This window comes from Robinsoniella peoriensis, from assembly GCF_000797495.1.
GTDB lineage: Bacteria > Bacillota > Clostridia > Lachnospirales > Lachnospiraceae > Robinsoniella > Robinsoniella peoriensis.
This window is the reverse complement of sequence record NZ_JTGN01000007.1, coordinates 218,410-242,250: the sequence shown is the minus strand read 5'-3', so window position 1 is coordinate 242,250 and position 23,841 is coordinate 218,410. Positions and strand designations below refer to the sequence as shown.

Annotated in this window: 15 protein-coding genes; 1 reads left to right on the top strand and 14 read right to left on the bottom strand. The window is 40.7% G+C overall.

What is annotated here, in order from left to right; translation table 11 throughout:
• Positions 1-60: 60 nt before the first annotated feature.
• From QR40_RS15960 to QR40_RS15905, 12 genes are all read right to left on the bottom strand, one after another.
• Positions 61-1,398, bottom strand: a complete 1,338-nt coding sequence (locus QR40_RS15960) for an acetyl-CoA carboxylase biotin carboxylase subunit (protein ID WP_044295957.1) — start codon at positions 1,396-1,398, stop codon at positions 61-63.
• Positions 1,399-1,406: 8 nt separating this feature from the next.
• Positions 1,407-1,832 carry a 3-hydroxyacyl-ACP dehydratase FabZ gene (fabZ, locus tag QR40_RS15955; RefSeq protein ID WP_044295956.1) on the bottom strand — a complete coding sequence of 142 codons (426 nt, stop codon included), beginning with the start codon at positions 1,830-1,832 and terminating at the stop codon, positions 1,407-1,409.
• Between the two features lie 31 nt (positions 1,833-1,863).
• Complete coding sequence (gene accB / locus QR40_RS15950; RefSeq protein WP_027294205.1) at positions 1,864-2,316, bottom strand: acetyl-CoA carboxylase biotin carboxyl carrier protein; 453 nt, start codon at positions 2,314-2,316, stop codon at positions 1,864-1,866.
• A 4-nt stretch (positions 2,317-2,320) separates the two neighbouring features.
• Positions 2,321-3,559, bottom strand: coding sequence for a beta-ketoacyl-ACP synthase II (gene fabF / locus QR40_RS15945; RefSeq protein ID WP_027294206.1), 1,239 nt, complete (start codon positions 3,557-3,559; stop codon positions 2,321-2,323).
• A 39-nt stretch (positions 3,560-3,598) separates the two neighbouring features.
• On the bottom strand, positions 3,599-4,339 hold the full coding sequence (fabG, locus tag QR40_RS15940; protein ID WP_027294207.1) for a 3-oxoacyl-[acyl-carrier-protein] reductase: 741 nt from the start codon (positions 4,337-4,339) through the stop codon (positions 3,599-3,601).
• Between the two features lie 90 nt (positions 4,340-4,429).
• Positions 4,430-5,353, bottom strand: a complete 924-nt coding sequence (fabD, locus tag QR40_RS15935; RefSeq protein ID WP_044295955.1) for an ACP S-malonyltransferase — start codon at positions 5,351-5,353, stop codon at positions 4,430-4,432.
• Positions 5,350-6,309, bottom strand: a complete 960-nt coding sequence (fabK, locus tag QR40_RS15930) for an enoyl-[acyl-carrier-protein] reductase FabK (RefSeq protein WP_027294209.1) — start codon at positions 6,307-6,309, stop codon at positions 5,350-5,352. The genes fabD and fabK overlap by 4 nt, the downstream gene beginning before the upstream one ends.
• Positions 6,310-6,419: 110 nt before the next feature.
• Positions 6,420-6,653, bottom strand: a complete 234-nt coding sequence (gene acpP / locus QR40_RS15925) for an acyl carrier protein (RefSeq protein WP_027294210.1) — start codon at positions 6,651-6,653, stop codon at positions 6,420-6,422.
• 165 nt (positions 6,654-6,818) lie between these two features.
• The gene (locus tag QR40_RS15920; RefSeq protein ID WP_044295954.1) at positions 6,819-17,312 is read right to left on the bottom strand and encodes a type II secretion system protein; all 10,494 of its coding nucleotides are present in this window, start codon (positions 17,310-17,312) and stop codon (positions 6,819-6,821) included.
• Between the two features lie 148 nt (positions 17,313-17,460).
• Positions 17,461-17,919 (bottom strand): prepilin-type N-terminal cleavage/methylation domain-containing protein, encoded by a 459-nt coding sequence (locus QR40_RS29935; RefSeq protein ID WP_052430884.1) that lies wholly within the window; start codon positions 17,917-17,919, stop codon positions 17,461-17,463.
• Between the two features lie 88 nt (positions 17,920-18,007).
• Positions 18,008-19,072 (bottom strand): type IV pilus twitching motility protein PilT, encoded by a 1,065-nt coding sequence (locus QR40_RS15910; RefSeq protein ID WP_027294212.1) that lies wholly within the window; start codon positions 19,070-19,072, stop codon positions 18,008-18,010.
• An 11-nt stretch (positions 19,073-19,083) separates the two neighbouring features.
• Positions 19,084-20,784: a GspE/PulE family protein gene (locus tag QR40_RS15905; RefSeq protein WP_044295953.1), complete on the bottom strand. Its 1,701-nt coding sequence runs from the start codon at positions 20,782-20,784 to the stop codon at positions 19,084-19,086.
• Between the two features lie 66 nt (positions 20,785-20,850).
• On the opposite strand from QR40_RS15905, the gene QR40_RS15900 reads away from it, so the two are divergent.
• Positions 20,851-21,603 (top strand): prepilin peptidase, encoded by a 753-nt coding sequence (locus QR40_RS15900; protein WP_044295952.1) that lies wholly within the window; start codon positions 20,851-20,853, stop codon positions 21,601-21,603.
• On the opposite strand, the gene QR40_RS15895 is transcribed toward QR40_RS15900, so the two are convergent.
• The gene (locus QR40_RS15895; protein ID WP_044295951.1) at positions 21,589-22,272 is read right to left on the bottom strand and encodes a hypothetical protein; all 684 of its coding nucleotides are present in this window, start codon (positions 22,270-22,272) and stop codon (positions 21,589-21,591) included. The genes QR40_RS15900 and QR40_RS15895 overlap by 15 nt on opposite strands.
• Positions 22,269-23,828: a PilN domain-containing protein gene (locus QR40_RS15890; RefSeq protein WP_044295950.1), complete on the bottom strand. Its 1,560-nt coding sequence runs from the start codon at positions 23,826-23,828 to the stop codon at positions 22,269-22,271. Before QR40_RS15890 ends, QR40_RS15895 begins: the two co-directional genes overlap by 4 nt.
• Between the last annotated feature and the right edge of the window lie 13 nt (positions 23,829-23,841).

Here is a 23,841-nt window from a genome sequence, read left to right as displayed (position 1 = left end):
ATCACAGGCATGTTGTTTGAAATTCATTGCATCAATCTGTACGCTTCCAACCGGTTTCTTTTAGAAATGTTCTTCTATGAAATCGGTTGTGAAATCGCCTGCCTGAAAATCTTCATTATTCAGTATTTCATACTGAAAATCTACATTTGTTGTGACGCCGTCCAGAACCAGCTCACCTAAAGTACTTCTCATTTTATCAATTGCAGAAGCTCTCGTTTTGTCATGCACAATTACTTTTGCAATCATAGAGTCATAATAGGGTGGAATTTCGTATCCGCTGTATACGGCAGTATCAATTCTTACCCCATATCCACCCGGCAGATGTACTTCATTTATCTTTCCGGGACAGGGCATAAAATTCTTAGCCGGATTCTCCGCATTAATTCTGCATTCAATGGCATGACCGGTTAAGGTAATGTCTTCCTGTTTCACACTGAGTGGAAGTCCTGCTGCAATATAGATCTGCTCTTTGATTAAATCTACCCCGGAAACCATTTCGGTTACCGGATGTTCCACCTGAATACGGGTGTTCATTTCCATAAAATAATAATTTTTATTTTTATCTAAAAGGAATTCTATCGTTCCTGCATTTTCATATGAAGCTGCCCTAGCAGCATGAATGGCGGTATCGCCCATGGCTTTTCGCAATTCCGGTGTAAGAACGGCACTTGGAGATTCCTCAATTACTTTTTGATGATGTCTCTGAATAGAACAGTCTCGTTCACCCAGCTGTACCACATTGCCAAATTTATCTGCAATGATCTGGAATTCGATGTGCTTCGGATTTTGCACGTATTTTTCAATATACATAGTATCATCACCGAATCCTCTCACCGATTCCATCTGTGCGGTCTGGAAATTCTCCGTGAAATCTTCTGCAGATTCTGATATTCGCATCCCTTTTCCGCCGCCGCCGGAGGAAGCCTTGATCATAACCGGATAACCAATTTCTCCTGCTATCCGTTTGCCTTCCTCTGCTGTATAGACCGGTTCTTTGGTACCGGGAACAACCGGTACTCCCGCTTTCATCATGGTGGCACGGGCTTCTGATTTATTTCCCATACGGTTAATGACCTCCGCACTGGGACCGATAAACGTAATATTGCATTTCTGACACATTTCCACAAATTTACTGTTCTCTGACAGAAAACCAAAGCCAGGATGAATTGCATCTGCTTTTGCTGCTATCGTAGCACTTAAAATGCGTTCCATGTTTAAATAACTTTCCAGTGAAGATGCCGGTCCGATGCAGATTGCTTCGTCTGCCAGCTGTGTATGAAGGGCTTCCCGGTCTGCCTCTGAAAAAACGGCTACCGTTTTAATTCCAAGTTCACGGCATGCCCGAATAATACGAACTGCGATCTCTCCTCTGTTAGCAATTAATATTTTCTGAAACATATGATCTCCTATCCGATTGCAAAAGTCAATTCCGCTATGGCTACTACTTTACCGTCTACGGTCGCAGTTGCTTTTCCCACACCGATTGGACCTTTTACTTTAATCATTTCTACTTCCAGCATTAATACATCTCCAGGCAATACTTTTCCTTTGAATTTGGCAGAATTGATTGCTCCAAAATAAGCAACCTTGCCTTTATTCTCCGGTACACTTAAGATGATCACCGCTCCTACCTGAGCCAGTGCTTCAATGGTTAACACGCCCGGCATAACCGGTTCCTGCGGGAAATGTCCAGCAAAAAACGGCTCATTGTAGCTTACGCACTTTTTACCTACTGCACGTTTGCCGGGTTCTAATTCTTCAATAGTATCTATTAATAAAAACGGCTGTCTATGTGGAATGATCTCCATAATTTCTTTCGTTGATAATGCCATAATCGTACCTCCTGATTGGTGTGAAGTTTTATTATTTAATTACAAACAACGGCTGACCGTATTCCACCATCTGCTCATTCTCTATGAGAATCGCTTCCACCACACCGTCAAATTCGCTTTCAATTTCATTCATCAGTTTCATTGCTTCTATAATACCGAGGGTCTGCCCTTTTTTTACCACATCTCCAACTTTAACAAATGCCGGATTTTCGGGAGAAGCCGCATTGTAGAAAGTTCCCACTAACGGAGCTTTTACAGTATTTCCATCAGGTACAGAAACGCCATCCATGGTTTGCGAAGCAGCAGTCACAGGATTCTGTACAGACGACTGCTGTGTCAGCATTCCTTCTGAAACGCTTGTTACTATCACATCTTTTTGTTTCCGCTTCATGGAGATTTTAACATCTCCATTGTCAATGGAAAAATCGGTGAGATCGGTAGACGCTACTTTATCGATTAAAGTCAATAAATTTTCAAATTCCATGTGATTACTCCTCTCTATATTTCTTCACTAAAATACTGGAGTTGTGTCCGCCAAAGCCAAGTGAATTGCTGATTGCATATTCCAGCGGCTCTTCGATTGCTTTTCCTGCAACATAATTTAAATCCAGTTCTTCATCCGGTACTTTATAACCTACCGTAGGATGAATATAACCTTCTTCTATTTCTTTGATGCAAGTGATAAATTCAATGGATCCGGCTGCACCTAACATATGTCCCGTAATAGATTTTGTTGAGTTAACGCGGATATTATAAGCGTGATCACCAAAGGCTTTTTTGATGGCTCTGGTCTCAAATAAGTCATTATGATGTGTGCTGGTACCGTGTGCATTGATATAAGTAATATCTTCGGGTTTTAGTCCTGCTTCTTTTACTGCATTTAACATCGCTCTTGCAGCGCCTTCCCCATCTTCTGCCGGAGAAGTAATATGATAAGCATCGCTGGTTGCGCCATAGCCGCCAAGTTCGGCATAAATGCGGGCACCGCGTTTCTTCGCATGTTCCAGTTCTTCCAGAACAACCACAGCAGCTCCTTCTGCCATAATGAAACCGCTTCGTTCTTTGTCAAACGGAATGGAACATCTCTGTGGATCTGTTGCACCGGAAAGAGCAGTCAATGCTGCAAATCCGCTGACACCGATGGGGCAGATAGAAGCTTCCGTACCGCCTGCAACCATTACATCTGCATCTCCGAATTGAATTGTACGGAACGCTTCACCGATGGAGTGCGTACCCGTTGCACAGGCAGTTACCACATTAATACTTTTCCCTTTCAAACCAAACTGGATAGAAACATTACCGGCTGCCATATTGGAAATCATAAGCGGTACTAAGAGCGGATTTACACGGCTGGGACCTTTTTCTACCAGCCTGGTGTGTTCTCTTTCTGCTGCCTGAAGACTGCCGATTCCGGAACCTACGGAGCATCCTACCATATAAGGATCTTCTTTTGACATATCTAATCCCGAATCTTCGATTGCTTCTTTTGATGCAGCAACTGCATACTGGGAAAATAATTCCATACGCTTAGCTGCTTTAAAGTCCATAAAATCTTTTGCAACAAAATCTTTGATCTCTGCTGCCAGTTTTGCCCGATACTCCGTACAGTCAAATCTGGTAATCGGAGCAAATCCTGTTCTTTCCTTTTTTACACTATCCCAAAAGCTCTCTACATTTAAACCTACCGGTGTAATTGCGCCCATTCCTGTTACTACTACTCTTCTCATGCTGCTACCTCCGTTATATCTGCTCATTTGCAGGTGATTTTAAATTGCCATACCGCCGTCTACACTGATTACCTGACCTGTAATATAATCTGCTCGGTCAGAAGCCAGAAAGGCTGCCATTTCTGCCACATCTTCTACTTTTCCAAATCGTTTCAACGGGATCTGGGCAATGGCTTGTTCTTTTATAGCATCGGATAATACGTCGCTCATCTCAGTAGCAATAAATCCTGGTGCGATTGCATTTACAGTAATGCCTCTGCTCGCCAGTTCCCTGGCCATTGCTTTTGTAAGCCCGATAATGCCTGCTTTGGAAGCAGAATAATTTGCCTGCCCCATATTTCCAAGTACACCGGATACCGATGCGATATTGATGATTTTACCGCTTCTCTGTTTTAACATTTGTCTGGATAAATGGCGGATTGTGTTAAATGACCCTTTCAGATTTATATCGATTACGGAATCAAAGTCCGCTTCTTTCATTTTCACGATTAGATTATCTTTGGTAATTCCGGCGTTGTTCACTAAAATATCGATGTGCTGGTATTCTGCAATCAGCGCTTTCATCATTTTTTCTGTGCTTTCATAATCAGCCACATTACATTGGAAGGATACCGCATTGCCTCCGTTTTCTTTAATCTGTGCAACTACTTCTTCCGCTTTATCCTTGGAACCATTATAGTTTATAACCACGAATGCACCTTCTGCAGCAAGTTTCAATGCAATTGCTTTCCCGATTCCTCTGGATGATCCGGTTACTAATGCTACTTTATTTTCTAACATATATACTCCTTTATAATTAAACCTGCGGGTTCTTTACTTATGGTACATGCTTTTTTGGTACATGTCATTTCGCAGGCATGTTCTGCATCTTTACATTGACAAAGCGGATAATACTTTTTCTACATCTTCTACTTTCTCAACATTTAATGCTGTCATATCACGGTTGATTTTGCGTAAAAATCCGCTGAGGGTTTTGCCCGGTCCGATTTCAATAAAGGTGTCTACACCTTCTGCAATCATATTTTCAACGCTTTGCTGCCACTGTACAGATGAATAGATCTGCTTTTGCAGTAAATCCTTTACCTGATTCTTATCTGTTACGTATTCTGCGGTTACATTGGAAACGTAAGGGATTTTCACCTCATGAATTTCTACTTCATCTAATACTTTACCAAGCTTACTGCCGGCATCTGTCAACATAGCAGAGTGAAATGGTCCGCTTACCTTCAGGGGAACAATTCTTCTTGCACCGGCTTCTTTAAGTGTCTCACAGGCTTTCTGCACTGCTGCTTCTTCGCCTGTGATTGCAATCTGTCCCGGACAATTATAATTTGCCACACTGACAATACCATCTGTTTTTTCACAGACCTCTGCAATTTTTTCTCCATCCATGCCGATAACCGCCGCCATTGCGCCGCCGGACGGAACTGCTTCCTGCATGAAGATACCTCGCTGACGAACTACCTTAAATGCATCTTCCAGGGTTAATACACTGGAAGCAGCTAATGCACCATATTCTCCAAGGCTCAATCCTGCGTTTACACAAGACTTCAATCCTTGTTCTTCCAGAACTTTTAAGATCGCTGCCGATACAGCCAGCATACATACCTGTGTATATTCTGTTATATTTAATTTATCATTTTCTTCAAAACAAAGCGCAGGTATATCCAGTCCGGTTACTCCGGATGCCAGATCAAAGATCTCTTTGCAGGATTCATACTGCTCATAAAAATCCTTACCCATGCCTATGTACTGCGCACCCTGTCCCGGGAACACAAATGCTATTTTTTTCATACTTTACCTCCATGTATATCACAGACCTGTCTGTTAGTATTTAATAACTTCCCGGCTTCTGTCATTATTTCCTCTATCATTTCCAAGCAGCTTTGTTCCTTCTTTATCAAGCCGGCGATCTGGCCTGCCATCACAGTTCCAGTGATTACATCACCTTCCATTACTGCACTTCGCAGAGATCCCAGAGTTAAATATTCCAGCTCTTCAAAGGAAGCTCCTGATTTTTCCAATTTCACGTATTCTCTTGTCATTTTATTCCTCAGGGAACGGACCGGATGTCCTGTTGTAGTCCCTGTAACTTCTGAATCAATATCTTTTGCTTTTATGACCCTGTCTTTATAATTTTGATGAACAATGGACTCTTTTGCCACTACAAAACGGGTACCTATCTGCACAGCCTCAGCTCCAAGCATCATAGCTGCTGCAAATCCTCTTCCATCACCGATTCCTCCGGCTGCTATCACGGGAATATCTACCGCATCCACTACCTGGGGAACCAGCGTCATCGTTGTCTGTGATCCAATATGTCCGCCGGATTCCATACCTTCGGCTATGACTGCATCTGCACCGTATTTTGCCATTCTTCTTGCCAGGGCTACCGAAGCAACTACAGGTATTACTTTAATGCCTGCCGCTTTCCACAGTTCCATGTACTTTTCCGGATTACCCGCTCCGGTGGTTACTGCCTTAACACCTTCTTCGGCAACAACCTTAGCCACTTCATCTGCATGAGGACTTAAAAGCATTATATTGACCCCAAATGGTTTATCTGTCAGTTCTTTTGCTTTACGAATTTCTTCCCGTACCACTTCCGCCGGAGCGCTTGCCGCACCGATCAGGCCAAAACCTCCTGCATTTGAAACTGCAGCAGCAAGATGATGCTCAGCTACCCATGCCATACCGCCCTGGATAATGGGATATTCGATTCCTAAAAGTTCGGTTACTCTTGTCGTCATATTGGACCTCCATTCAAAACGAAACATATAGTAAAGCCGACGGATCCCGCCGACTTTTATTCTGTAGTATGACTGTCAGGTACAGCGTTTTGCTGCGCTGGCCATTTTACTTATTCTTCTACACCTTTTGCTTTTAAGTAATCAAGAACTTTTCCAACCGTAGTCAGTTCTTCCAGGTCTTCTGCAGGGATTTCAACAGAATACTCATCTTCCAAAGCCATTACCAGCTCAAACAAATCTAAAGAATCAGCTCCCAGATCTTCCTTGAATGAAGTCTCTAATGTAATATTCTCAGTTTCACAATTTAATTGCTCAGCGATAATGTCTTTCATTTTTTCTAACATGGTTTTTTCTCCTTTTAATTCAGAAATTAAGTTTTATTCATCAAATATTTTGATATTCAAAGTATATAAGAGCAGGTGTGTTTTGTCAAGAAATATTTTGTGAATTTATTTTGAACTACAAAATAAAAAGAATGTTTTTTTACATAAAAAAATCCAGGGAAGCTTTCACTTCTCTGGATTTTCTGTTTCGGTATTTACTTCCTTTTCCATAGCAGCAGTTTCTTTTTCGCTGTCAGGAACTGCATCCTTGTTAGCTGCGGAAGGCTCTGTCTGCAGATTTAATTTTACTTGCGTCAGATGAGGAATGTTTATGTCTATAGAGCCGGCATCAGACAGAAGTTCATTTTCATCAACCGGAATATTTACGATCTTCATTGTAAGGGTTTTTCCGGCGTATGACGATAAATCCATTTTAATACTGTTCTCTTCTGCTTCACCGTCTAATACATAATCCCCATTGTTAAAATTGATTTCCACATCCCCATCCATTAATATAAACCTATGGCCTTTTATTTTTCCTGAATCAATCGGGTTATTCTCCCATGAAAATACATAGGTCATATCCTTGAATTCTGCTTCCGTGCAATTATCACCAGCGGTTGCCCCATTACCCATTTGTACAAGAACTTCAAGGTTTTCCGGACTTTCAAGTTTCGTTTTTGGAACCGTAAATTGAAGAACCCCGGCTTCCGATGCAAGCGCTGTGATAGAATTTGATAGTTTTACAATACTTATGCTCAAAGTCTTTCCGGCGTACTGCGACAGATCTTTTGTAAGTGTGTAGCCTGCCTCTTCTGCCATGACTCCCGAATCGGTAATATCTAAATATTCTTTTCCATTCAGTGATATGAGGTTTCCTTCATCATCTATCAGCTTGATACGGCAGCCTTTGATCTTAGACAGTTCGTTTTTGTCGTTTTTCCAGCTGAATACATACTTCAGTGCCGGATATTCGTCTCTGCCGCATCCATCTTCCGGCGGTATTACCACACCATTTTCATGTTGGATTTCGCCCTTAAGTACCGGTTTTGTTAAGCGGTCTTTCGGCAGCACCATGGAAATTGATTTCCCAATAGAGGTAGAGGAAACATCCTGCACACCTAAGGCATACGCATAAACAAAATAATCATTTCCGATACTGGATGTATCAAATTTCAGTTCTGTTTTAACTGTATCCCAGCCGTCTACAACTGTTGTAATGGCGTTATCCATCTGCAGTTCACCAACCGGTAATATCGCAAATAAGTACCCGGAACAGTTTGTTTCATTAACCCCATCCGGTATCTTCCAGTCCAGGTTCACTTTTATCTTGGCAGAATCTTCCGCATCAATCTGAGGTTCTGAATGTGTCAGTGAAGCCACTGCTGACAGTGACTTTTTCACGGTTAACTTGCCGACAGAAACTGCCGAGTCCAGAGTCTGCCCGATAATTCCCACCTTTTTAACCGTCAGTTCGATATTATAATCGGCGTCTAATGCTTTGGGTAAATCAACCTGACAAGTAGTTCCGGTGGAATAATTAAGTGCTGCCTCCTTGGTTACGTCCTTACCTTCTGATGTTACCGTAAACATAAATTCATATTTAGTATTTGCTGAATATGATGGATCCTCCCATTTGAAATCTACAATATATGGATAATAAATAGCACTGGGAACCTCGCCTGTAATGGAGTTCACCTGATTTTCCATCAGCACAAGGGTAATGGAATCTGTGGCTGGCTCGGAATCTTTATAGAATACTTTGTCTTCCACATTGCTTCCGCTTAAAGCTGTAACAGACCAGTTTAGTGTATTATTTATCGTTTCTGGTTTTGGATAATCATCTCCCATCAATTCTTTAATATTTTCTGAGGTTAAATCATAACGCAGGGCCTCCGTTTTAAGCAGTTCTTTTTCAATCGATTTTCCTGTAGCCGGATTGGTTATCACTACTTTGTATCCTTTTACATTCTCTTTGCTTTCGTTGGGATTCTGCCAGGTTAAACTATATGCCGGTTCTGCGGTGGTACCGGTATAAGTCTTTTCCAGGCCTTTCGGTGGTGTCAGACTGGTAGTCGTACTTAATAAAAATCTCTTTTCTTCCGTATCGGAAGACAAATAACGATATTTAACCATATTATCCGAATACGTATCCGGGTTTAACGACGTTGAGTTCTGTTGGTCTGAGATACATATCTGTACTAAATACGCATGCCAGAACTTATTTTCATATTTTTCACCCGGCTGGCTATAGTCAATAGTTAAGGTGGCTTCTCCCGTTTCCCAGTTAATATTCATCTCATGCTCATTGGAATGCCATTGAAAATATGCATCATTTTCACTATTTAAGAAATAATCAATGACTTTGATCTTTGCCGTTCCGTTTTTATACATCTCATATAAATTATTTTCTAAGAGATGCCCCTGACTTAATTCCCGCAAACCATTGTAATCATTATAAGGACTATCTTTGTAATAATCGTTTAAATTTTTTATGGAGAGCGTTACCTTACTGCTCTTGGATTCCTGTTGTATATCCAATTGATCCGGAACTTCTACTGTCGGTAATGGCGGCATCATCACAAAGGACTGTACGATGGACGTTTTACTATCGGTGGTAATATCAATTTTATTTTCCCCTTCACCAACACTGTATCCTTTAGCCTGAATGGATAAATACAGTTTCTGTCCCATATATTTAGCTGCAATATTTTTAAGATTCAATGTCAGTCCTTCCAGATTATTACTGTCGTAATGACTGCTCCATATTGCTGCCCCATCACCTGTCTTAATCCCATCCACATATTTATAACTGGTATAGATAGATACTTCATAACCACTGGTTAAGCCGACTAATCCCTTCCATTTCATTTCGTAGGTTGTTCCTTTTACGCCGGTAACTTCCTTGGTATCCGGTATCGGCAGCTCATAAAAATAATTCTGCAGGATGTTATTTACATTTGTAAGTTCATCGTTTTTATCCCAGGTGAAATCATCTGTTTTTCCTATTGTATCAAGAAGCGCATCAAAACTTGCTTCATTCCAATAACCCTTTTCGCCGGCTGCATCCTTTACCGTATAGCTTTGACTGTCACCATTGTCGGTATTATATTTCGCAAACGGTTCATTACCAACCATCCATTGATGAAATTGTAAGGGGGTATTGCCGAGTTTTAAGTATGGCAGGGTGGAAGCTACTCTGTCACTGATAAAATAGCAGTCACGTATACTGGCTCCCGTACATGTTTTATCACGTAAGTCACTGCCGTTTCCTATATATCTGCGAGCACCTATAATTCCGCCAATGTAACCGCATACATCATCTTTAGAAGCCGCCTTTCCGTCAGTCCAGCCGATTTTGCCAAGGCTGTAGCAATTGATTACGATACCTTTATTCAGGGTGGAAGCATCATTTGCATACCCGACAATACCGCCCGCAGAATTTACATTGGACAGTTCACTTGCCGCCACACGTTTAACGGATACATTTCCGGTGTTGTAAACAGATAAAATAGCCGAACCTGCTAATTCTCCTACAATTCCCCCTGCTTCTTTATCCGCGGTCACATGAAATGTGTTATAAGTAGCCCTGAACTGTTTTGATTCATTCTCGGGATCAATTTTAATATCACTCATAACCTTTGTGGCAACGCCGCTGACATAACCCGCGATTCCTCCGACACGCTGGCCCCCTTGTATGAAAGGAACTGCTGACCCTGTCGGGATTCGGGTTGAACATGCTGTTATCGTTCCGCCAGAAAGAGCACCTACGATGCCGCCCACATTGACCGATGAATCGTTGGATATTACACTTGCATAATTTGTGCAGCCGTTTAGTGCAGTTCCTGCCGGTGAAGCCATGGATCCCGCAATTCCTCCCAGGGAATTAATCTGGATATCCGCCCTGTCAAAGACTAAGTCCTTTTTATTCGAACAATTTTTAAACGTACTGTTTGAATTTGCCGTACTGCCCAATGATCCTACGATACCGCCTACCCCTGTCACAGTCCTGGAACCTACCGACTCATCAACAGATACCACACCATCATTAATTAAATTTGTAAATAATTCTCCCGCATATGGCACAAAACCGACACATCCGCCTATACCGGAGGGAGTTGCATTTGCTTCCTTGTTCCATATGGCGGAAACATTGCCTTTATTTGTGCAGTTACTGTATTCTCCTGTATTAAAAGCACTGGAAGTTCCCTGGTATATACGCCCTAATATTCCGCCAACGTTTTGAATTCCGGAAATGGAACCACTATTTTCATTATTCTGAACTTTCAGGTACGCTCCATCTTCCTGTCTTCCGATGATACCTCCTACATCACCGCCGCCCTTTATGGTACTGGCTGCGTTATTGTTACAGCTTTCTATTAAACCTACTGAAACTGCATTGCTTTTACTTTTTATTACCCCTATGATGCCTCCGACCTGGGCATAATTATTGACATCTACTACTCCGGAATTGTTACAATCTTTAATATATACTTTTGTAGTTGCATAGCCGACAATTCCACCCATACCGCAATTCTGATAATTATAAATATCCAGTTTTTTATTGGAATTCATTTTTATTTTACCGTAATTGTTACAGGAATTAAGAATCAGATACAGGTCATTACCGGAAGCATTGCCCACGATCCCTCCAACAGCTCCGCATAAATCGCCATTCATAACTATATTCATATAATTGCTGCAGGAATCAAAGTTTTTTACCAGGGTATTTAGATCTTCCGCATTCTTTACGTCCTTTCCTGGTTTGGGACCTGCATAATTACCCACAATCCCTCCTGCATTACGGACATCACAGGTTAGGAAATCCAGGGTTTCACCAGCTGTACCATTCTTACAATTTATAAACGTAGATGTTGAGCCATTACCTGCAATACCACCTACATTTGTAATACCGGCAGGTTGATTATTTTCATCTGCATAACAGATTATTCCCATGTTTTTACAGTTGGAAATCGTAGTGCTGCCAGCATATCCTACGATACCGCCTAATTCGCTGGCATTCTCCTGCAAAGGATTAATCTGAGCTTCTGATGTATTCTCGCAATCCGTAATATTTGCTGAATTATTATGTGACCCGCTTATTCCTCCTATACGTGTTTTTCCACCTATAACCCCTTTATTTTTGCAGCTATCTATTGCAACACTGCTGTTGCCATAAATACCGCCTGCATTTAAAACACCTGTTACCGAGCTATAATTAACGATATAGCCTTTTTTTGCATTACCATTATTGGGTGTGTCACATAAAATGCTGCTGTCCTTATCTCCAATTCCCACAATTCCGCCTACATTTGTGCAGCCGTTAATGGAAGAAGGGGTATCGGGCGTTGTGTTAATACCATATTCATTACTATCTCCAATCTGGTTTAAATATATCGTTCCCGCATTGCGCCCGGTAATACCGCCTACACCTCCATCCGTCTTCAGGTTGCCCTTGTCGTCGAAATTTCTGTTTCCAAGTCCGCTGACAGTACCTCTGAATTCACAGTTTTTCACAATATGCCCTTTGTTATTATAGCCGATTATTCCGCCGGCATATAAGGTCTGTGCCATTTCACTAATTTGAATGGTTCCGCTGTAGATATAGTTTTCAATGCCTGGCGGATTCTGAGCCGTCACTTTTCTGTCGTCTTTTCCGATTATGCCGCCGATCAACGGGGTATTTCCGGAGGTACTGTTAACCGCAGCCTGATTTACATTGATATTAATGGAAACATTATTGTTTTCACCATTGTTCTTTTTCATTGTAACAGATCCCTGGTTCCAACCCACAATGCCGCCCACTATATTACTGCCTGTAACAGAGTTTGAATTTGTATCATTTAATTTTGATGTACAGTCCTTAATGTCACCTGCTGCTAAACCTTGGGAAGCACTGTTATTGATACCTGCAATTCCGCCAATAGCATTATTTTCTGTACCTGTGACAGCACCTGTTACACTCCCCAGGTTATGACTGGCCTGAATGACGCCGGAGTTGGTTCCTGTGATGCCTCCTGCCTGAGCATAATCACTTCTTATGGTTCCGAAACGATTGTAGCAGCTTTGTATCGAGCCTAAGTTCATGCCTACGATTCCGCCGGACTGACCGAAATTACTGGATACATTTCCATAATTTTGGCAATCGGTTATTTCTTTGCCCGATTCATTCACCCCGGTAATACCGCCTGCATAACCGGAACCAATTACATTATCCGATGAATCTTTTTTCTCTGATGTAATATTGCCATAGTTACTGCAGGATTTTATGGTCTTGGAATTATGGCTGCCTACGATACCGCCGACATAATTTTCCCCTGTAACATTTGCCCGGTTCACTAAATTTTCCAGAGTCGGCTGCACCCCCTGGGATGTTGTCTCGTTGTCAGAGCCGTCTTGTAAAAGGATTCCTTCGTTAACTCCGATCAATCCTCCAACATAGTTTCTGCCCACTACAGCAGGTATAATCCGCTCACTTCCGATTTCCGTACCAGATATACTTCCTTTGTTAAAACCGGTTATACCGCCTACTTTATCCCCGCCCGGCGCAGATACATTGGCATACGTAGTACAATTAACAATGGAAGCTTCATTTGTACCTACAAGACCTCCGGTATTACTGCCGCCAACGATGGAAGCATATTGATTGGCGCTGCATTTTTCAACCCGTGCCGGGTTTGATGGATCTGTGGTATGGTTTAATCCGACGATTCCTCCAACACTGCTCTTGCCTTCAATTTTAAAACTTTTTGCATCTCCTATGACGCAGTTTAGGATGATTCCCTCGTTTACTTCACACAGTCCGCCCAGATATTTGCTTGGGGATTTTACATTTCCTTCGTTGTAACATTGTTGAATTAAACCGGTCGATGTATTTCTGCCGGTAATTCCCCCGATAAAATAGGAAGTCCCTGTGATCTGATCCGATGTTGCCGCATCTTCTTCTATCTGAATGCCATTCGGGATTACAATTGATACATCGCCATAATTATTGCTTGAATTTACCGCTAAATTACTGCCCTTTTCATTACAGCCGATAATTCCGCCAACATAACGGGAACCGGTTACCGACGCAGTATTTCTGCAGCTTACAAAGTTCGTTATGATTTTCTGTGCTTCATTCTGTGTCTGCGAAGTATTCGCATCAAAGACACCATAAGGGTATGATGCAGTCAGACTTGCACATTGGATGGGAACATTATTCAAATTTTCAATACAGGAATGATAACCGATAACTCCTCCCACATAGGCTTCTCCTTTGATCGAAATATTGCCGGTTGTAGTTCCTGTGATCTGAACCTTTAACTGATCATTTTTCTCAACCGGAACAATATTACAGCCAATGATTCCGCCTACATAATTTTTACCGGTAATTTGTGAGTCCGTACCGCCATTGTAGGCTACCTCAACACCATTTATACCGCTTAAGTCAGAATTCATTCCCAGATATCCGCCCACATAATTGTTCCGGCCCCGTACAGACCCGGAGATACTGCGGTATCCACTAATGGAGGATACATTCCATCCAACAATCCCGCCAACAAAAGAATTGCCATATACATAGTTATTACTGTTTGAATTATTGGATCCATCACCTGTTATAGTTCCGAGATTTAATCCTGCTATCCCTCCTGCACAGTCTGCCGTTGTAAGAAAATCGTAGTTTGAATTAACCAGACCGTTTTCTTTTTCTTCAAAGCTGCTAATACATTTGTTTAATTCACCATAGTTTACTCCGGTAATACCTCCGCTGTATCGTTTAGCTGCATAAACAAATCCCATATTGGTGCAGTTGCTTATCTTATTTACATCGTTGATGTATTTTGCTGCTAATCCTCCCTGCATTAATTCAGAGTAATAATTACGCAAAGCATTTTCTATATTATTTCTCTCAGTATCATTCAGATCTTTCTGCATGAGTCTCTTATAATATTCATCGGTACCGGAAACGAGGTCATCCAGATTTCCAATCCAGTCAGCATCCAATAATTCCTGTATGCTGTTAAAATCTGCCCCATTCATACCCATAATGCCGCCGACCATAGATGCACCCAGAACATTTGAGGAATTAACATAATTAGAAATCTCTGTATTCTTTGCATCTGTATATCCAAAAATGCCGCCAACCATGTTGCCGCTTCCAATTACAAGACCACTGACATCCTCTTTTCGCCCTGTTAAATTTTCCAGTATGGAAGATATCAGTCCTTCGTTTGTAACACTTCCCATATTGATGCCGATGAGTCCGCCTACAAAATCCTTACCCAGAACGGCATTATTTACAAAGCAGTCAATGACTTCTGCTTTTTCACCAAAATTACCACCTGCAATACCGCCAACGCCCCTTCCTGAATAAGAGGGTAATGTTCCGTTTTCTTTATTTAAAGCATTTAAACAAGTCTCTAAAAGCTTATCGCATTCGGAAAAATATGTTTCGTCCAGTACATTTTCGCATTTTTTTAATTTACCTTCATTATAGCCTGCAATTCCGCCAATATATAGAGGTTCTTTGGTTGATGTACCGGAATCATCTTCCGCCGGTTCATTTTTGTTATTTAGACTAATGACACCTTTATTAACGCAAGACGATAATTTACCTGCATTCTCATTTTGTCCTGCTATTCCGCCAAAATTTTGTATTACTTCGTCACCATTGGTTACGATTCCCAAATTGTTATAATTTTTAAGGGAAGTTACTTTATCCGAATAGTTTAATCCAATCATACCACCGACATTATAGGTACCGGATACAATATTCTGTATTGCTTTCGATTCATTGTTAACGACTGGCAGTGTGGTAATATCCGACACTTCTCCTTTATTTAAACCAATAACACCGCCAATGTTTTTTCCAAAATCTGTAACTTCATTGGTATCACTTTCCTCACCGCTGCTATTTATAATTTCTGCCTGCACCGCTGCCTGTACCTGAACATCTGTAATTTTTCCGGAAACATTATTTGTGCCTGTGACGGCACCTACATTTGTAATTCCGGATACCGATGTATTAAGGAGACGCAGTCCTTTAATCTCACCGCTATTTACCGCAAAAAGTCCTACATTATTTCCGATTTTGGCATCTGCTTTGATATCGATGCCGGCTATTTTGAAATTTCTTTTATTATTGTCTTCATCTAATGTCTCTTCAACATCATATTTTCCTTTAAACTCTGTTACGATATTGGTAAGATCATTTTGATCCGCTTTTACTTCTTTTACAAACACAATTGGTTCAAAAAGTTTCTTACTTAACATCAAAGAATGGGAACTGTCATTGTTGTATTCCGGAATCTTCCAGTTAATATCACCTGTCTGCAGAAAATAAGATTCTGCAGTTACATTTCGCATATTGTTTAGATGGCGGGCATATTTAATGGTATAAGGATAATCTGAAGTGGAATTATTTTCTTCTAATCCGGTTTCCATTTTGCCGCTTCCGCCTGCATCCACCATTGCTCCATTATAATCAGCTTCTTTTTCTCCACCCCCAAAGCTGGCACTTTCATAATTGGAAACACCTTTTTCTTCTGAAACGGACATCCCCTCCAATTTCGGAGTTACTTCACAGTAAATATTATCGGTAGACAAAATCCCTTTATATTTTTCTAATATACTGTAATGGATACAATCCAAGCTCAAAGAGTACGTATTGGTACTGCTATCATAAATAAAAATTGGATTAGAAGAGGTACCTGCTTTTTCTTCAGCTGTTTTCCAATCAGTCGGGGTACCAATAACCGCTTTGATTTTTGGTATAGAAATACTAAAATCAGGTCTGTTTTTTGACTTTATTTTGACATCATAATATAGTTTCCCCGCAAGAGAAGAATCGGCGGAAAAAGCAGGGTTTCCTGCCTCTGCCCCTGCTCCTTCAAGTGGTAAATTTTTATCCTGCCATTCTAAGTATAGTCTGTCACTGTTCACTAATTTTACAGCCGGTTGATATACTTCCACCTTGCTGTTGGCATAGTTGGACATACTGATTCCATAGTAGCCCTGACGTTTTTCTTTCAGACTTTTGGTATCGCGTTTTACCACGTTATATTTTTCGCTGCTATTCAGTTCATATGGATAAATAGATGGTTTACGGCAAAAATCATCTATTTTTTCGGAATAAAAAACGCTAAGAACGATACCGGTTGCCTCATCATATTCCAGTAAAAAACAATGATCGGTAATGTTCTCATCCTTTATACTTGGTTCGATGATCTCTGTCCAGAAAGGATTATAAAAATACAGATCATTATCCTTTGATGACATGTCTTCTCTGTTTCCTAAATATCCCTTCTTACTATTAACAAATACGGAGACTATTTTACTGCTGTTATGGTTCTTCTCCCACTCCTCTTTAACACTGGGATCATCATCCGGAAAATAACCATTTAACTGCAATATGTCTTCCATTCTGGCAGTGTTTAGTCCGGTATCATATGTAGAAATGCGCTCATTAAATTGTTCTAATGCACCCATATCTTTTTGCTGTGTCAGATAATTCTGCGCAGCGTAAAAAACAGTTTCCGCTGTTTGATTTGCTTTGAGCATATATGCGGTTACCATATAGCCGTATACGGCTACTGTTACGATTGTACCTATGATAGCTACAACGGTGATTACGGAAATCATTTCTAATAATGTGAAGCCTTTTGTTTCTTTGAGTGTTTTTTTTATTTTGGCAAACATTATAAGTTCATCCTTTCTTGGGGTGATATTTTTGAGATAAAAATTAGGTATTATTCATATTAGTAAATGTAGTATTTTTTATTCTGCACTTAATAATAGGGATAATTTTATTTAAGGCAGGTTATTACCTGCCTTATATAAAGAACTTTTAAACGGAAGGATAGTTACCGGTTTTGTCATTTGCCTCCCATTTAACACTCTTTAAAATATTTCCAGTATCAATCATTACTGTTATAGTTACTCCTTTTAATTCTTTGGCATTAAAAAAATCTTTAAGATCGTCATCAACTAATACTACATTTGTAGAATCAGCTGTTGGTTTGGTTGTTATCGTAACTGTAGTACCATTGCCTTCTATTACATACGTCCCATCTTTAATTTGTATATTTTGAGTTTCCTTCTCTGTAAGCAATGTTTGAATTGAAGTATACGCCGTCTTAGCATTAGCATCTACAGATGTCTTTCTTGCCGTTGATAAAAACTTCACCAAATTAGGTGCGATCAAAGCGATCAGGATTGCAATAATAGCAATAACGATGATCAATTCGATTAGTGTAAAACCTTTCTTCTCTTTCGCTGATTTTCTCAGCTTCTGCATGAATGTCATAATTCATACCTCCTTAAATTTATGTTTTTGTATGTATAAACCCTTTGGGGATTTATCAAATTTATATCACATTGAGGATGCAAAAAAATTACGCGAAAAGCTTTTGCATTAACATGTTTTTGTCGATACCATAGTCAACCGCCATTTCCGGTTTTATGATATGGTTTTGTGCCAGTTCCAGTAAATGTCCATCCATGGACTGCATACCCAGCCTGCCGCCTGTTTGTAATACGGAAGTAATCTGGTGGCATTTATTTTCACGGATCATATTCGCAACGGCATCTGTTATCAATAATATTTCAAGGGCTGCTACCCTGCCATTTCCGTCTGCTGTGGGTATCAGCTGCTGGGATATTACCGCCTTTAAAACCGAAGCTAATTGTGTCCGGATCTGCTGCTGCTGATACGGAGGAAATACATCAATAATTCGGTCTATTGTCTGTGCTGCTCCTGTTGTATGCAGTGTAGAAAAAACAAGGTGGCCGGTTTCGGCTGCCGTTACTGCCGATGCTATGGTCTCCAGATCCCGCATTTCTCCAACCAGGATAATATCCGGATCTTCACGGAGTGCACTCCTTAGAGAAGCTGCAAAGCTGTTGGTATCTACTCCGACTTCTCTTTGGTTTACCATACAGTTTTTATGCTGGTGCACATACTCAACCGGATCTTCGATTGTAATAATATGTTCACTCCGGCATTGGTTGATATAGTCTAAAGAAGATGCCAATGTTGTGGATTTACCGCTTCCGGTAGGTCCGGTAACAAGTACCAGTCCCCGTTTCAGCATGGCAAGATCTTTTAATATTTTAGGTAATTTCAGTTCTTCCATGGTAGGAATATATGCGCTTAGCAATCGTATGGCGATTACCGTTTTTTTCTGCTGATAATAAATATTAACACGGTTTCTGCTTCCGTCTGCCGCTTCATAGCAGAAATCTATTTCTTCCAATGGATCCTGCGGTCTTTGAATCTGGCACTTAATCAGCATATCGTCAGCTGACACCTGAAGCTGCTGGGCATCCAAAACCTCATGCCCCTGCATTTTAATTAATTTCCCGTTCTTCCGCGCCATTGGCGGAAGTCCGAAGGTAAGATGGATATCGGAGCATCCAAGTGCTCTTCCCTGTTGGATTAAATCATCTATCTGGCCCATAAATCCCCCTTTTATTCGATGAAATTAGCTACTTTTATCATTTGTTCCATGGTAGTACGTCCCTGTTCAATCAGATCCATAAGATTTTCTTTCAGATCCGTAAATCCATATTCTTTTGCTTTCCTCTTAATATCCTGAGCAGAAGCATGCTTCATAATTAAGTTTCTAAGGTCCGGAGATACCATAATAACTTCATGTACTGCTGTTCTGCCCCGGTATCCAGTGTGATTGCAATTTTTACAGCCTGCGCCATGATAAAACTTTTCCGGCATTGGACGGTCGGCACTCCATTGCAGTAACTCCTCTTCGGTCGGGGTATATTCCGTTTTGCAATCCTCACAGATCACTTTAACCAGTCGCTGGGATACTACGCCGATTACAGAAGATGCTACAATGTAGGGCTCCACGCCCATGTCTATTAATCTCATAAATGCGGATGCCGCATCATTTGTATGGACGGTAGTCAGTACAAGGTGCCCTGTAATTGCTGCCTGTGCTGCAATCACAGCCGTCTCCTGATCCCGGACCTCACCTACCATGATAATATCAGGATCCTGACGCATGATAGAACGAAGCCCTGCGGCAAATGTTAATCCTGCCTTTGTATTGATATGAACCTGAGTTACATTTTTTATATATTTTTCTACCGGATCTTCAATTGTCACCACATTGACATCTGGTCGGGACAATTCATGAAGTGCAGAATAGATGGTTGTTGTCTTTCCGCTTCCGGTTGGTCCGGTAACCATTATAATTCCGTTTGGATTCGCAAGCAGACGTTCAAACTTCTGATAATTGCTTTCGCTCATACCCAATTCCCTTGCCTGCACAATATTTATCGCATTATCACCCAAAATACGGACTACGATTTTTTCACCGAAGACGGACGGAAGTGTAGAAATTCGGAAATTAATATTTTTATTTCCTACCGTTTGACTGAAACGTCCATCCTGAGGAACCCTGCGTTCTGCAATATCCAATCCGCCCATAATCTTAAAACGTGTTGTAATCGGAACCAGTACCGTGGTATTTAATACCATTGCTTCCATTAAATCCCCATCGATACGAAAACGGATACGGATGTTATTCTGGCAAGGTTCTATATGAATATCGGATGCTCGCATACTGCATGCCTGAATGACAATGGTATTTGCTAATTTTACCACGGGCGAACTGTCTACCCGGTCCATCATCTGCTGGAAAGATTCGGATACATTCACATCCGATTCTCCCGTATATTCTCTATGTACATCATCGATCGCGCTGATCATCGTCTTATTTACGTAATTGCGCTTAATGGCTTCTTCTACGTCTGCTTTAGAAGCCAGTGCCGGAACAACCTGCTTTCCGGTGAGCGTCTCTAATTCTTCAAACCCATAATAATTCAATGGATTATCGGTTGCCAGAACTAAATTATTCTGATCTACACGAAGCGGGATCACCATAAGGCGTTCAGCAGTTTCCCTGGGAACCAGTGAAATTGCTTCAATGGTTGATTTTAACTGTTCGAAATCCATGATGCGGACATTCATACGCGTAGACAATGCTTTTAACCGGTCTTCCTCTGTGATATATCCCAGTTCAACCAGTACATCTCCAAGCATTTTTTTCATACTGCTGTTTTTTTGGTATTCCAGGGCTTCTTCTAATTGCTGCTCTGTAATATATCCGGTTTCTATAAGAACCTGACCCAGTCGTAAGTTTTTTAACATACTATTCCCCTTTGATTCTATCTGTGTTATAATTCATCTGCAAAACAATACGAAGGAGAGAAAACAATGGAATATTTTTGGCTGACATACATTACTGTTATGGGATTCGTTATCGGGAGCTTTTTAAATGTCTGTATCTACCGAATTCCCCTGCACCTCAATATCGCAAAAGGACGTTCCTTTTGTCCTTCCTGTCATACGACCCTTAAGCCTTATGACATGGTTCCCATCTTCAGTTATCTCATATTGAGAGGCAAATGCCGCAAATGCAAGGCACCTATCTCTGTGCAATATCCGCTGGTAGAAGCATTAACAGGAATTCTCTTCCTTGCAGCATTTTTAGCTCATGGTTTTACCATTTACAGCGGTTTGCTTTGTTTGTTTTTCTGCTGTCTTATTGTTGTTTCAATCACTGATATCCAAACAATGACGATTCCTGATTCCCTGCAGGTTTTTATTTTCATTCTCGCTGTAATCAACATCATCGTAACACCCAATGAACTTATTGAAAAATTAATCGGGCTGGCAGTGATCAGCATTCCCATGCTTCTCATCGCTGCTATAACAGGCGGATTTGGCGGAGGCGATGTTAAACTCTGCGCTGTAAGCGGGCTTTTCCTTGGATGGAAATTAGTGTTGCTGGGTGCCTTTGCCGGTTGTATTCTCGCCTCTTGCTGGTCCATACTTTTAATTATCCGAAAAAAAGCAGATAAAAAAACTTTGATTCCCTTTGGACCCTTCTTATGTTTCGGTTTTCTGTTCGCCGCTCTTTTTGGTTCGCAGCTTATAACCTGGTATCTGTCTTTACTTGGTTTCTGATGATTCATTCCCTGACTGTTCTTTAGGCTTATTGATACCATAGAGAGATAAGCCTATTGTTGCATTCTGACTGGCATTTCCCGTTGCATCCCTGTTATTTTCTGAGAGTGAAATGCTATCTATCCTAAGACAAATACTTTTTGCATTCAAAGCCTTAACATAAGCTAAAATATTATCATAGGTACCTGATATGGAAATAGATACCTGACTTTTCAATAATTTTGCCTGGTTTTCTACCTTTGCTTCTATGACTTGATCAGCTGATGTTGTTTCCTCAGCAGACTCATCAATTGCTTCCGGTGTCTCTTCCGTCTCGATCACAAAATCGGAGGATGCATCTGTATATTCTCCGATTTGAAGACTTTGTACATATAACGAATTTTCTTTAGCAAGATCATTAACAATTTTATCAATATTATAACTGTTTAATACGGAATAAAAAAACTCATAATTCTCTTTAGAAATATTCTGCTGAACTAATAACTCATCTTCAAGTGTGGCTTTTTCTATTAATGCCTGCATTTGTTCCTGCTCTATTCTTGCTGCTTCTTCCCTTTCCCTTAGAACCTCTTTCTTTTCAAGTGCTGGTTTTAGAAAAAACATCCAAACCACAGCTAATAAAACTACACAGATCAAAATCTGCAGAAGTATTTTTTCGCTCTTTTTCATTCTGATACACCTCCCGATTGCGCCCATAAAGTGCAAACTAACTGGAAAGTATAATTTGCTGATCCATCTTCGCTGCTTCCGCTGCTGAATCCTGTATATTTTACATCCGTATATAACCCGGAATCAGATAAAATTTTAGCAAAAGCAGATGCCCCATCCTGATTTGTGGTATCACAGGAAATGGTAATCTCCCCATTACTGTAACCATAGCTTTTAATTGTTACATCCTCAGGCTTTTTGGCATCCAGTTCATTAAAATCATTTGATTCTAATCTCCGCGTATTCTTAATAACATCTATATACTGATTACATGTTTCATTATATTCAGCCAGCGATATGGTGTAGTCCTGTAATGCTTTTGCTTTCTGATATAATTTCTGATTCTCAGGATCGTTAATAAAATCCTGGCTCACCTGAACAGACGCTTCAACCGTCATATTACTCGAAGACTGCAGTGCATAAATTCCGGACAGAATCAAAATGAGCCCCATGCCTGCCGCTAACGGAATCAGATCTTTTTTTGTAGTCTTCTCCGCTTTCTTTTCTTTCATTAATGGAAAAAAATCAATATCCTTTTCTTCTGCAACTTCATACAAACCGCCTGCAGATGCCCCTATAGCATTTAAACAGGTCAGATCCCCCGGCCCCGCAAAGGTTACATGATCGGGAAAATCGCACTTTATTGTAGTGATGCCCGTTGCATTCTCAATACGGCTTAGGAATTGTGAATCCCTTGACAGATCTCCATACATTAATATCTGCCCGACTTTATTCTTCTTCCCTGTTTGAGAATGAAACTGTACCAGTTTAGAAACGTTTTCAACAATTTCTTCCAGTGCAATTGCAATCGGATCTACTTCCCTGTTCAGCGACTGTACGGCAGATACAATAAATGCATTTTCTTCAATCGTATCTTCTGCTTTAATTTGCGTGCTTCGGTATATCATTTTAGTACCTGCCCCTGTAAATAACAGACCTATCTGGTCTCTTTCCGCACAGCAAAGAATCGACATATCATCCCCATCGGCGACTTTCAGCAGGAATGCCAGTCGCTCCATGCTATTGCTGACTGTCTCAATTCGATAAGGAGTAAGCCCCGCCCTCCGCAAGGTAGTGAGATAATTATTTACCAAAGCTCTCGGCATTAAGTATACATCTACGTTTTGCATTGTTTCACTTTTTGCCTGATCTTTTTGGATATTCTTCTTAATAATATAGTCAAACAAGTAGTCTGATCTGAGCATTCCGGCCTTATTCAGCTCATTTTCAACCATTCCCCGGGTGTGTTTATTATTACCTGACGGAACCTGGAATTCTTTTCGTAAAATGTCTACACCACTTACGGTAACAATACTTTTTTTCGTATGAATACGGTGCTCTTTTACGGCAACCTGTATAGCAGCCGCTACGGCTGCAGTGTTAACAATCACTCCATTCAAATAAGAACCATCCGGCATAGGAATTTCTATAAAACGTTTTACAGTTATGGATTTGGCATTTACATCTTCTTCCACTATATGAATATGTTCTGCCGTAAATTCAATCGATAGTATCATTTTCGTCAGTTCC